The sequence below is a fragment of the Paenibacillus sp. RU5M genome, assembly GCF_900221055.1.
Lineage (GTDB): Bacteria > Bacillota > Bacilli > Paenibacillales > Paenibacillaceae > Paenibacillus > Paenibacillus marchantiae.
Genome location: NZ_OBQM01000002.1, coordinates 904,098 through 916,808, shown reverse-complemented (window position 1 = coordinate 916,808; position 12,711 = coordinate 904,098). Strand labels below are relative to the sequence as shown.

Genomic DNA, 12,711 nt, shown 5'->3' with positions numbered 1-12,711 from the left:
AAGGAGTGCTTTGCAAGCCAATAGTGGCTGCATCGCACTCCTTTTTTATTGGATCTCTTTTTGTGGCAGACGAATTTGGACCGTGGTTCCCATACCTAGTTTGCTATACACTTTAACACCGTAATATTCACCGAATTTTAGCTTAATTCTCCGATCCACATTTGAAATTCCGTAGCCGCGTCCTTCTTTCTCTTCAAACAAAGACTGAAGCGTCTCACGCCGCATGCCCATTCCATCGTCTATAACAGATAAGATGATACTATTGTTCTCGATGACGCCCTTGATATGGATATTTAGGGGCCGATCCTGGTTCCAAAGTGCATGAATCACTGCATTCTCCACAAAAGGCTGTAACGCAAGCTTTACGGTCGAGTAGGGCAAGATCGATTGATCTATCGTGTAGGTGATATTCAGCTTGCCTTTAAATCGAATAAGCTGAATGGCATTATAGCTCTGCGTCAATTTCAATTCCTCATTGATGGTCAGGATGCTCTTTCCTTTATTCAGGGATATCCGATAAAACTTGGCTAGATGAAGGACCATATCCTGGATCTGCGGATCCTGATGCTTTACGGCCAGAGAGGAGATCGAGCCGAGTGTGTTATACAGAAAGTGAGGATTGATCTGAGCTTGAAGCAGGTCAAGCTCGGCTTCCTTACTCTGTAGCTCCTTCTGGTAGACCTCCGTAACCAGACTTTTCAGCCGGGTTGTCATCTGTTCGAATGCAAAGTGAAGCTGTCCTATCTCATCATTGCCCATTTGTTCCTCATGGGTAGGATTGAAATCCCCCCGTTCAATGCGCCGAATCATGCGAATTAACGTCCTGATACGTTTGCTGAACAGCGATGCAGTAATATAAATGAGCAACAGCGCCACGCCGATGAAGCCCAGTGAAATTTTGATAATCAGCTGAGAGAGAGATTTGGCATCTTTGATAATACTGTCGTAAGGGAAGATGGACACCGTTTTCCAGCCATTTTTAAGCGTGTTATAGACCGCTAGAGCCTTCACGTCTTGATAAGTTGTATCAAATCTGCCTGAAGGCGTCTCGTCAAAATTTTGATGAAGCAATTCGGGCAAGCTTGTATTGATTAACTGTTTGTCCGCTGAAGAAAGAATAATGCCCTTGTCATTTATAATAAAGATATCTTTGCCGCCTGCTTCTTTTTCCATGAGAGAGTAGATGACAGACTCGGAAATTTGAAAGACCAGCATTCCGTAGGGATACTGATTACTGTTGTTGTTCAGCAGCCGGGCAAGCGTAAACATGGCGGGACTATTCTCTGTCTGCGGCGATGAGAGATGAATAATGTTCCCATAGGATTGTTTCAATTTGTGGAACAGTTCCGTGTTCTGAACTTCGGGTGTAATCGGCCGGATATAATAATTGTCTTTGGGCAGAGATGGATTGTCCGAATAAATGAATGCGCTATCAAAATCGGGGTAGGCAGCCATCACGGTGTCGATTCGATTGCCAATATAATTATAGACATCCAAATAAGACGGATCATCCTGATACTCGTTCGTAAGGTAATTGGCAAGGCGGTTATCCAAATAAATGGAGGCGGAAATATGTTCGTAGCTATCCAGTTTATTCTCCAGATTTTTAGTGATCTGAGCTGTGGAGTTCGTCATGTTGATGTAGATCTGCTCGGTAAGTTTCGTTTTGGTAAGTTCATAGGAAAAATAAACCAATAACATCATTGGAATGATGGTGACGAGTACAAATACCATAAATAGTTTGGAACGAAAGCTCAGGTTAACAAAAGGCATGTATATGTATTTTCGATAGAATTGGCGCATTTGGAAGCCCTCTCTTGACTGATTATTCGTTGCACAATTCATCATAGCAGAGTGAATATGGAAAACCAATCCTCTCTTTTTACAAAAACATCTTTAAAAAGCGGTATCTTTCGGAGAATTCGACTATGGCAAGCGATCTGCGTCAAATTTATGATAAATAGGAGAGAAGTTGAATCAAGATATGGCCGGCCATGCTGCTGTATAGAAAAAGGGAGGGTACTTAATGCATAAGGTAAGCGCTATCAAAACAGTCAGGAGCAATAATCTGATAAGCAGACTAAAAGAGCAAAAATGGTTATTCGTGCTTATGCTTCCTGCCTTCATTGCGACATTGCTATTTTCCTATGGTCCGATGTTCGGACTGTATATGGCGTTTACGAATTATCAGCCGGGTGGGGGATCTTTTTTATACCAGTTCTTCCATGCCGAATTTGTAGGTTTCCAGTGGTTTGAGTATTTCTTTACAACAGGGGATTTCTATCGGGTTATGCGTAATACGCTTGCGACAAGCTTGCTGACGCTGTTCTTCGGATTTCCTGCGCCAATCATTCTCGCGCTTGTACTTAATGAAGCGAGACAGGGATTTTTCAAACGTTTTGTACAGACGGTTTCTTATCTGCCGCATTTTATCTCATGGGTTATTGCAGCCAACATTGTAATTACGCTGCTTGCTTCGGATGGAATGCTTAACAATATTCTGGTTCTGCTGGGCATTGTCAAAGAACCAGTCGCATTTTTGCAGAACGGGCCTCTATTCTGGTGGATTATCGCATTGTCGAACATGTGGAAAGAGATGGGGTTCAGCGCCATTATGTATCTCGCCGCAATCGCTTCCATTAATCCGGAGCTCTACGAAGCGGCCAGGGTGGACGGAGCCAGCCGATTTAAGCAAATGTGGCATATAACGCTGCCATCCATGCGCCCTACAATTGTCATATTGGCTATTCTCGCGGTTGGAGGCATTTTGAATGCAGGGTTTGAACAGCAATACCTGCTGCAAAATAATACCGTGCTTGAATACTCCGAAGTTATTGATATTTATGCCTACAAATACGGACTACAAAACAGCATGTTCTCTTACGGTGCTGCCGTGGGGATGTTCAAATCCGTTGTTGCCTTTATTCTTGTCCTCATCGTGAACCGGATTTCCAGAAAAGTGAACGACCAGGCGTTGTTCTAACTACAAAAGACAGAGGGGAGCGCTTGTGATGATTCTGAACAGATTCGGGGATCGTATTTTCAAAATTATTGTGTATTTCATTCTTATTCTCGTATTACTGGTTACATTTCTTCCGTTTTGGAATATACTCGTTCTTTCATTGAACAGCGCGGAGGATACGGTACGGGGCGGCGTTTACTTGTGGCCCAGGGACTTGACCTTGGACAGCTATCAGCAGATTTTGAAAGATAGTGAGATTTTAAACGGGCTGTGGGTAACCGTCAAACGGACGCTGATTGGCGCACCGCTATCGGTTCTCGTCATTACGATGCTTGCGTATCCGCTAAGTCGGCGGAATCTGGTTGGTCGCAAAGGCTGGAACCTGTACTTTATCTTTACCATGTATTTCAGTGGTGGACTCATTCCGTTCTACATGGTGCTTAAGGCACTGAACATGATCGATACATTTTCGGTGTTCATTTTGCCAAGTTTGATGAATGTCTTCTATATGATTATTGTCCGTACCTTTATGGAGCAGCTGCCCCATGAGATTGAAGAATCGGCCAGGGTAGATGGGGCTAACGATCTGACGATTTTCTTCCGGATTGTGATGCCGCTGACAACACCTGTACTTGCCACAATAGGACTTTTTCAAGCGATTGGGCATTGGAATGCCTGGTTTGATTCCTATGCGTTCACCTACAGCTCGGACCTGAAGACCCTGCAGGCCGTGCTCGTTAAAATCTTGAATCAATTTCAGACTGGCGGCATGATTTCACAATCGCAGATGCTGGCCAACTCTGCTAAACGAAATGCTGTTTCGAGTGATACCATTCGAATGGCTGCTACCATGGTGGCCACCTTACCAATCGTTATGGTGTACCCGTTCCTGCAAAAATACTTTGTTAAAGGCATGACTTTGGGAGCTGTTAAGAGTTAATCTATTCCGTGATCCGGTTGCAGGGAAGGCTTGTCCGGTGGCTTCTCCCTGAAAGGGGGTGGGCAAAGATCGTTTTGGAAATGCTCAATCTAGCACTACAGGAATTTATTCATTGGGAGGAATTAGGGTGTCAATGATAAAGACAAAAAAATGGATGACCATGGGAATTACGGCTGCATTAGTCGTTGGTTTGCTTGCGGGCTGCTCCTCCAATGATGGGGAGAATAATACAGCGGGTAAAGATGGGGAACAAGGGCCGATTACGCTGACGTGGTTTGATGGCAATACCAAAGGAGAACCATTTACCGATGCAATTGCCCAGGAAATTACCAAAAAGACGGGCATAGAGATCTCCATCCAACAACCAACAGGTAATCCAACGGAAAAACTAAGCTTGATGCTCGCTAGTGGTGACTATCCGGATGTGGTGGTCATGAGTCGGGGAGACGCTTCACTTGATAAGTACATTTCAAGCGGTGCATTCATTCCACTGGATGAGTTAATTGAAAAGTATGGTTCTGACTTGAAAGAGATGTATGGCGAAACCTTGACCAAAACACGTTATACAGACGGCAAGAACTACTATCTGGCAAACTGGTATGGACTCGACAGTGATCCGGTCTTCGGTATGCTGATGAGACAAAACCTACTGGAAGAGTTTCTTCCAGACAAAGCAGATGGTTCAAAGCCACTTACAACGGATGAGTTTGAAGCACTCCTGAAAAATTTTAAAGAAAAATACAACACGATTGATGGCAAAGAGTCCATTCCCATGACGATGAACGGTGAGAACATGGGCGCGAATTTGGGAACATTCAAAGGCATGTGGGGCTTAAAAGCCTACTATGACAACAATGGACGTCTGCAATATGATGTTAAAGACCCCAAATATCGCGAGATGCTGTTATATATCAATCGCTTATATAGAGAAGGTCTGATTGAGAAGGAATTTGCGATCAGCAAAACACAGACTTGGATTCAAAAGCTGACGACTGGCGCAGTATTCTCTACACCAGGTGCCTATTGGGACCCAGGTAACGGCAATGGAGCCTTGAAGAAAGATGGCGGGGAAAAGAATCAGTTGTTCGCATACAAGGTTGTTGCTCCAGGTGTAGACCCGGCTCAAACAACATTTGGCCCAAGAAGCTCGCTTGGATGGGATGCCATTGCGATTACCAAAAACAACAAACACCCGGAAGAAACCATAAAGCTGTTTAATTATCTGGCGAGTGATGAAGGACAGCATTTGCTGCTGTGGGGCAAGGAAGGCGAGCAATACACTATGGTGGATGGCAAGCGACAACCGGACCCTGCATTCCTGAAAAGCTTCAAGGATAACTGGGATGATACGGTGAAGAAAAGTGGCGTTCGTAAATGGTTATGGTTTGTCAAAAATGGCCTGGATCCAAATGGACAGCCGTACGACATGGCCGTTAAATTCCAACGCAGTGAAGTGGATGAACTGGCCCTCAAGAGTCTTGGTGATTCCGTATGGGATACAGCACAGTATGATAACCTGAATCCGGATGGGGGAACACCTCAAGCACTGACGGCCCAGAAGGTGAAGGATATTATGGATCAGAGCATTACGAGAGCCATTATTGCTCCAAGTGAAGCTGAAGCCAACTCCGTATTTGACAAGATGCTGGAGGATATGAAGAAGGCTGGCGATGAGAAAGTGGAAGATATCATTAACGAGAAATATGCTCAGCGTATGGAACTGTGGTCTTCCAAGTAATTGAAGAGTAAATTTGGTACTAAGAAGCGTCCCGGGATGGTCAGGGACGCTTCTTATTTATGGTCACATTCTACAAGATACGCTAAAACGTCGCTTTAACAATGGAGATGATATCTCCTGCTACGGTTGAGATCTTGCCAACCTGACCAGAAAACATATATTGTTCACCAGAAGAAACTGTGCACAATGCCCCTTCTGCCCATGGGATATAGAAGGTTAGGGAAGTACCAGCTTCGCTCTCAATCTCGATCCAATCCGTCTCCCCATCCACAAAAGCCGCGCTGACAAGGAAGCCTCCCACAGCACGGAGAGTATGGAACTCTGCTTTTTGTCCATTCGGCCAGTTGGGAAAGAAGCGCAGGGTGCCATTATAACTTTGAAGAAGGCATTCATTGATAACGGCAGGCAGGGAGAAATTTTCGAACCAGATGCCCATGCGTGACATGAAATCGAAGTTCTCCGTATCAGCATAGCGACCACCGCTCATCAGGACCCGATCTGTACAAGTACCGTTTGATAGCAGACAATACTGGATTTGACGCTTGAAGCGTTCCAGATCCAACACGCCAAGCCGGGCTCCTGCAAGATGAAAGAATACCAGTTCATTCCCGCCTTCGTTGCGGTGGTTAAGGTAGGAGTTTACTGCGGTCTGGTATTCCTCCTCTGACGAATGAAGCCCGTGATCTTCACCTGGAAATACGGTCGTAATAGGAATCGGGACGTTATACACCACGTCAGGATCTTCCCCCTCCACCGACACAAAGACTGGACCGTTGCGGGATTCGGCTGTGGGATAAGAAGGGAACTGGTTTAAAATCTCCTCTACATTCTCTAGCAGTTCCTGCTCCGATTTTATCCTTTCAAGAACACCGCAGGCCTGGGTGAACGCATTGAACAGAAATCGCGTCAGTGTCAGGTCGATCAGGCAGTCTTTGTTTTTGGCAAAGCCGGGTGAAATCTCATATAGCTCCGGCACCACCGTCGGAAAAATGTGATATTTACCATCTACCCAGGCTTCACCCTGTGCTTCCGGACGATTCATGTAATCGACCATGAACAGCACGGCTTCCTTCATGGGTTGAAATGCACGATCACGCAGAAACGTCTCGTCCATGGAATATAGATAGTGCCACCATAGACTTTGTACGGTCCAAGGCGTCTCACAGATTTCCCATCCCCAGTGCGGGACAGGGTAGGGCATCATGGACATCTCAACAGGATAGGCTGAGTGGGGGAAATAAGCTCCGCTTAGTCCGTAATAATCACGTGCCCATGCTCGGCTGATGGGAAGTACATGATCAACCATATCCACGTAGGGCAGATGTTTGTCGAGATGATTGCTGGAGAATGCGAGCCAAGATGGCTGCTGTGTGTTGTAATTCATGTGGTAATCCCCATGCCAGTCTGCACCGATGGTACGGTAGCTCCAGTTGGCGAATAGACCTGGACAGGTAACGCCCTCTCTCACGGCACAATTAAAAAAGTAAAGATTGTGGTACCAGATACGCTCCAGAAATTCATCTTCCAGAGAGACGGAGGAGCGGCTCCAATAATCACGCCACATTGCATTGGATTCTTGTTTAGCTTGACTAAAAAAAGATAGTTCTGGCGGGTGGGCCTCATTATTGAGTTCGCTATAAAGGCCTTCCCACAGCTCTGCGCAGGCCAAAAAGCCTTGTACAGATTCTCCCAGAGTAGAGCCGTTGACTGCGGGCGTCTGATGATGCAAAGCATGTTCCTTCATTGCTGTTAATCCAGACGAGCGAACAGCGAGCCGGAAAGCTCTATCTTTTTCATGTGTGATATAGGGCGTAGCGGGATGCTCCACATGAGGCAAAATTTGCGTAAATGACTTTATACCCGTAATTTCACTGGTTACGATTGCTGTTTGAGGAAATTCAGGCGGTGTTTCGGGATCAGGAATCAGCTTGATCTCCTCGAATAAGGGGATCGGAGCACCCGTCGCAGTATCACTTACTTTCATCCAGATCCGGTCGTGTTCTCCTTCTACAAAGAGTTCGAATACAGCAGGTTCGCCATCGATCAGGAAATCAATCGTGCAAAGGCCATTGGCAATATCCATGGCATGGCCGATGACTTCGGCCTTTCGCCGATCATACCGCAGCAGAAGTGACCCGCAGGGCATGGGCTTGGGATATGCCTTACTGTAATTTTGCCCGGCCATCTCACAATACTGTTTGTACCACGGATGATCCGTTAATTGCGGCAAATCTGCTGGCAGAGTAGCAAATCTGTCATATACCTCTTGGAAAGTCATGAGCTCTTCACGGTGTTCTTCGGCGAGACGAATATCCCATACATTGTTGTGTCCAAAATGGAGCATCACAGCGTCAGGACGGGTTGTTACGACAATACCCAGTCCTCCATTGCCCAGTAGTGCGCCTTCAAAAAAATCCGGCGCAGGACCATTGAAGGAAATGGGATGCTGCTTTGCCCGTTCATAGCCTTTGTTCTTGTTTAATTCGTATCTTCTTTTCGGTTGCTTATTATTCTTCTGCACAAGTCGTCCTCCTCATGAAGTCATGCGATGTACAGTTATTACTGTATCTGAACAGCAGTTTGCTGTATTTAGCAAGACGTCCATGATTTGCACGATCGTCAGATCAATTGGTGCTCTGCTGATATGTACCTCTAGTCCCCAATTGTACCTTTCGATGATGGAGATGAAAGGTTAACATCGAGAAAAACGGAGTCGGAAAGGAAACTTCCAATGAATTTTGCTTCCTTGCATCCCTATGTATATTTGGCGACCCGATACCCTTTTGCGAAGGGACAGTCGAGTTCTCCGCGAATTTGTTATACCAGTTCCATTTACTTGATCAGCGAAGGGTATGGGGTATTAAGTACAAATGGTCTGAGCAGCAGGCTCGGTCCTGGTTCGCTGGTCTATATTCCAGCAGGGCAATTACATGAATGGGTGGCTGATTCGGATAACCCTATGATTCACCTGTGTTGTTACTTTGATTGGCATTATGTGGAGCGAAAAGCCGTATTTGATACGGCCTGTCCGATCTGTTATCCGCCGCAGGTGTTGCAACAAGCTTTTGTTGGCCCAGCCTTTCCATATGAACTTAGGGAGATTTCAAAGGTGGAGTCGTTGCGAATCTGGCAGGATCTGTTCCAAGACTTTTATAAAAGTGGTTCATACACCAATGAGCAGACTTTTATGCGGAGCTTGACGATTCAGCGTCATTTTCAAACGTTTATCGACTACTTTCTGAACTGCTGCATGGAGAAGGGCCATGTAATCCCCGATCGCCGGATAGCCCATATGCTTAATATTTTGGAGCAGGACTTACTTTACGGAACACCCAAGCCGCTGGATATCTATTACAAAAGCTTCAATATGAGCCGTGGTCATTTTTTCGAGCTGTTCAGGAAATCTACCGGATACTCACCCATCCAGTATATGAATCACTTTCGTATTGGACGGGCGAAGTACGATTTGCTTCATACGACATTAAATATCACTCAAATTGCTGAAAAATATCATTTTAGCTCGGTTCATTACTTCTCCCGCCTTTTTCATCAACTGACAGGTCAGGCTCCTCGCCAATATCGCTTACGTCATTCCAACACAGCGGCCTTCAGCGCTCCATTGGAATGAACAGGCTTTTTTTGTCTACATATTCCCCCTTCATTGTTCAAATAATGATGGGACAGAACAAAGGAGGGAACGATGGATGAATAAGGCCGGACGAAAAGGGTGGTCCTGCACCTGGAAATTTAAAATGTCAGTGGTACTCACAGGTACGATATTCATGGTTTATGGTTTTGGCTTTTCTGCCAGCAGTGCGGAATCACAAATTCGTTCAGGGCAGCCAGAGCAAATGTTAACGGAGCAAACCTTAATACAAGTACCTGATTCAACTTCAGGTCAGATATCACCAACTCCGGCAGACAAATCGCAGCGTAAACGAATGGCGATCATCATTGATGATGCGGGGAATGACATGAAAGGTACTTCTGAAATTTTGGCGACCCCGGTTAAGTTAACGTTGGCCGTGATGCCATTCTTGCCAACGACGAAGAAAGATGCGATTGCCGCACATGAAAAAGGAATGGATGTGATTGTTCACATGCCAATGGAGCCCAAAAAGGGAAGACCAGAATGGCTCGGCCCAGGTGCGATCACATCCAATCTGACGGATGAGGAAGTGCGTGATCGAGTCGAGAAAGCCATAGATGAAGTTCCTTATGCCGTCGGCATGAACAACCATATGGGTTCCAAAATTACGTCTGATAAACGCATCATGTCCATTGTATTGGATGTATGTCAAGAGCGCGGGCTATTTTTTGTGGATAGTCGTACCAATTTTCGCTCTGTGGTGGGGGAATTGGCCATCACCAAAAATATGCCACCCGTCGGCAACGATATTTTTCTAGATGACCACAATTCAAAACAACAAATACGCAAGCAAATGGATTTGGCGGCCCAACGTGCTCTCGACAAAGATGTGTGTGTAGTGATCGGTCACGTTGGTCATACCGGATTAAATACCTCTGCTGTTGTCCATGAATCCGTATCTCGGCTCAAAGGTCAGATTGAGTTCGTCGGTATTAGCGATCTGGTCCGAGATGTGTGGCATTGGCAAGCTGAGCCTAAACTGCCGACAGATAATAAATAATGCCATTAGCAATGGACTGTGCAATCCGTTTCTGTTCGCCCGGGTCGCTGATCATTGCGCGATCGTGTGCATTGCTCAGAAATCCGGTTTCAACAATTACAGCGGGTTGCTTCACATGATTTAACAGGTAAAAGGGCTTGCCCCATACCACATCGCGCTCCGTCTTGTACAATTGATTTAGCTGATTCTGAATGGAACTTGCGAGCATGTAGCTTCTTCCTTCGTTCTGATGTAAAACAACTGGGCCACGAGCAGCTGATCTTGGACTCCAGTTGGCATGGATACTGACGACGAGGTCGGTGCTGACCTCTTCGCTAAGGCTTTTGCGTTGAGCCAAATCCCTGCGATGGCGTGAGCGACTGTTTAACCAGCGATTCTCGTCACTAAGCGCATAATCGCCGAGTCGGTTGATGATGACTGCATAACCTTTGCTGCGAAGCAGAAGATACACCTTTTGGCTAATGGCTAGGTTGATGTCTTTTTCCAGTACGCCATGGTCTGTTGTTCCACCGTCAATGCCGCCGTGACCAACGTCCAGAAGGATGACAGGTGCTGCAAACGCATGATGAGTGGAGTGATAGGCATCCCCATCGGTTACCGGCAACATGGATGGGCTTATGGGTGATTGTTGTGAATGCAATGTAGGCAGGTCGGTCAGGGCGAATGTTGCCGCGCTGGCATGGGAGGTCAGAGGGATGGAACTGATGCTGATTAGCAATGCCATCGATGCGGCCAGCAGCTTATACATGAGAATACACGCTCCTTCTTGAAATAGGTATCTTATGCCATAAGTGAGTGGATGGATACCTTTGGCATTAGACTGTGCATTCTTCTGTTTTTCATACTCTTGCAGCAAAAAAAATGTTTATTGATGATCGCTTCTGCACACAATAGAGATAACACAAGCCCCGGCTTTGCCGGAGCTAAGGAGGCAGAGGTTATGGCCAAAAGTGATGAGCTGGTGAAATACATTACAGAGCGAGTCGTTCATTATATCGACACTCCGAAGGATGAGCGTAAAGGACGCACCAAAGCCAAAGAGCCGTGGACAATGAAGTGGTTTGGAATGATTCCTTTTGCTGTATCTCTATGGGTTGGAAAAAAGGAAAAAGCAATGAATTCGCAGGGGAAAATGCAGAAACGAAGCTCTTCAGGTAAAGGGTGAATCAAGAACCAACATAGGTAGTAGCTTCTTCCAAAGAAAAAGACGCATTCCTATGAAGAACCAGAGGAAGGCGTCTTATTTGTTGTATAGATCGGTCAAGGTTTCACAGCATAGAAATGCCCGTCCCGCAGCAAAGTCTGAAGAGGTACAAATCGTCTTACCGAAGTATTCCCGCCAATAGCTACATATTGTTTTTGAACGGTTCCACGGTCGTCACGCCAGATTTGATAACCACTGACAGGCAAAGCCCCGCCATACAAGACATTTTTCTCATCTGCAGAGAAAACGATCTTTTTATGCTCTTTCCATTGCTGATTCAATGTTTTTACGCCATTGATCGAAAGTGCTTTTGAAGTGATCCATAACAGATTGTCCGCGGGATCAAAGAGAGGTTGCAGATCCATGGAGTCAACGGACAACGACAACGAGGAGACTTGTGGCGAATCCTCGGGGGTCATCACGACAGCTTGTACAGATATTGACCTTATGAACTTCATTCGACTCGTAGCCTGCCGTGAGTCCGTATCCAGTGCATCCAAAATACCCGTTGGTAAGGTGTCGCCGTTGGTTGCGTCAATATAGATTGCATCATCGTTAGGTCTCTCCACTTTCCAATAAGCGAGCAGGGGAGGCGCATAACGTAATTGAAGCCCTCCTCCGTCATTAATCATTTTCTTCAAGTCCAGTTGCTGTCGATCCAGAGCTTGATCCAACAAGGAAATGTTGTACGGTCGTTGTTCTCCCTGACCATACTCGCTGAGCTGTAATTGTCCTTGCTCGTTAGCTGAAATGATCATATAACCAACGGGTGACTCTCCAACATTAGCGTATACCAACCAGCTGCGTGTGCCTGGACCGAGGGGATAAAAGTCCAATTGAGCATGATCCCAATGGTTCCCTTCATGTTCAGTACTTAGAATGATAGCTTGCTCGCGAGCAAATTGTTGTACTGCATCAGGAGCCAGTGTGTCGGAATGAAGTTCCGCCGTACTTGTGGCCAATGTAGTGGGTAGTACGGACCTAGTTGCATTTTGGATTCCAGCACCTTCAGCTTGGAGTATGGGGAGCAGGGTGATTATACATAGAAAACACATTACAATGCCGGTTATACGGCGAATCACGTTCCATCCCTTGTGGAAGGGTCGTTTCATGCTAACACCTACTTTTCTGGGGTACATATCCTGACAAAACGGACTCCATTTTCGCTACGTGATCGTTTCTAATTCCATTTTAGAGGACAGGTTATGCAAAGGTTGC

10 protein-coding genes are annotated in these 12,711 nt (G+C 45.9%); 6 read left to right on the top strand and 4 right to left on the bottom strand.

Going from position 1 to position 12,711, the window contains the following annotated elements; translation table 11 throughout:
- Nucleotides 1-45: 45 nt before the first annotated feature.
- Nucleotides 46-1,773 (bottom strand): sensor histidine kinase, encoded by a 1,728-nt coding sequence (locus tag CRO25_RS10015; RefSeq protein WP_170867765.1) that lies wholly within the window; start codon nt 1,771-1,773, stop codon nt 46-48.
- A 253-nt stretch (nt 1,774-2,026) separates the two neighbouring features.
- Here CRO25_RS10015 and CRO25_RS10010 point away from each other — a divergent pair, with 253 nt between their 5' ends.
- From CRO25_RS10010 to CRO25_RS10000, 3 genes are all read left to right on the top strand, one after another.
- Nucleotides 2,027-2,983, top strand: coding sequence for a sugar ABC transporter permease (locus tag CRO25_RS10010; RefSeq protein WP_063564765.1), 957 nt, complete (start codon nt 2,027-2,029; stop codon nt 2,981-2,983).
- A 28-nt stretch (nt 2,984-3,011) separates the two neighbouring features.
- Nucleotides 3,012-3,902 (top strand): carbohydrate ABC transporter permease, encoded by an 891-nt coding sequence (locus CRO25_RS10005; RefSeq protein WP_063564764.1) that lies wholly within the window; start codon nt 3,012-3,014, stop codon nt 3,900-3,902.
- A gap of 133 nt (nt 3,903-4,035) precedes the next feature.
- The gene (locus tag CRO25_RS10000; RefSeq protein WP_079694826.1) at nt 4,036-5,640 is read left to right on the top strand and encodes an extracellular solute-binding protein; all 1,605 of its coding nucleotides are present in this window, start codon (nt 4,036-4,038) and stop codon (nt 5,638-5,640) included.
- 82 nt (nt 5,641-5,722) lie between these two features.
- Here CRO25_RS10000 and CRO25_RS09995 read toward each other — a convergent pair whose 3' ends face one another.
- Nucleotides 5,723-8,161 (bottom strand): glycoside hydrolase N-terminal domain-containing protein, encoded by a 2,439-nt coding sequence (locus tag CRO25_RS09995; RefSeq protein WP_079694825.1) that lies wholly within the window; start codon nt 8,159-8,161, stop codon nt 5,723-5,725.
- Nucleotides 8,162-8,371: 210 nt separating this feature from the next.
- On the opposite strand from CRO25_RS09995, the gene CRO25_RS09990 reads away from it, so the two are divergent.
- Both CRO25_RS09990 and CRO25_RS09985 read left to right on the top strand, forming a co-directional pair.
- The gene (locus tag CRO25_RS09990) at nt 8,372-9,268 is read left to right on the top strand and encodes an AraC family transcriptional regulator (RefSeq protein ID WP_079694824.1); all 897 of its coding nucleotides are present in this window, start codon (nt 8,372-8,374) and stop codon (nt 9,266-9,268) included.
- A 76-nt stretch (nt 9,269-9,344) separates the two neighbouring features.
- The gene (locus CRO25_RS09985; protein WP_256863613.1) at nt 9,345-10,289 is read left to right on the top strand and encodes a divergent polysaccharide deacetylase family protein; all 945 of its coding nucleotides are present in this window, start codon (nt 9,345-9,347) and stop codon (nt 10,287-10,289) included.
- On the opposite strand, the gene CRO25_RS09980 is transcribed toward CRO25_RS09985, so the two are convergent.
- A complete protein-coding gene (locus CRO25_RS09980; protein ID WP_079694823.1) occupies nt 10,264-11,037 on the bottom strand; it encodes an N-acetylmuramoyl-L-alanine amidase in 774 nt (257 codons plus the stop codon). The two genes, CRO25_RS09985 and CRO25_RS09980, sit on opposite strands and share 26 nt — an antisense overlap.
- Before the next feature lie 192 nt (nt 11,038-11,229).
- On the opposite strand from CRO25_RS09980, the gene CRO25_RS09975 reads away from it, so the two are divergent.
- Nucleotides 11,230-11,454, top strand: coding sequence for a YqzE family protein (locus tag CRO25_RS09975; protein WP_064639170.1), 225 nt, complete (start codon nt 11,230-11,232; stop codon nt 11,452-11,454).
- Between the two features lie 95 nt (nt 11,455-11,549).
- On the opposite strand, the gene CRO25_RS09970 is transcribed toward CRO25_RS09975, so the two are convergent.
- Entirely contained in the window at nt 11,550-12,455 is a 906-nt protein-coding gene (locus tag CRO25_RS09970; protein ID WP_079694822.1) for a hypothetical protein, read from the bottom strand.
- Nucleotides 12,456-12,711 lie beyond the last annotated feature (256 nt).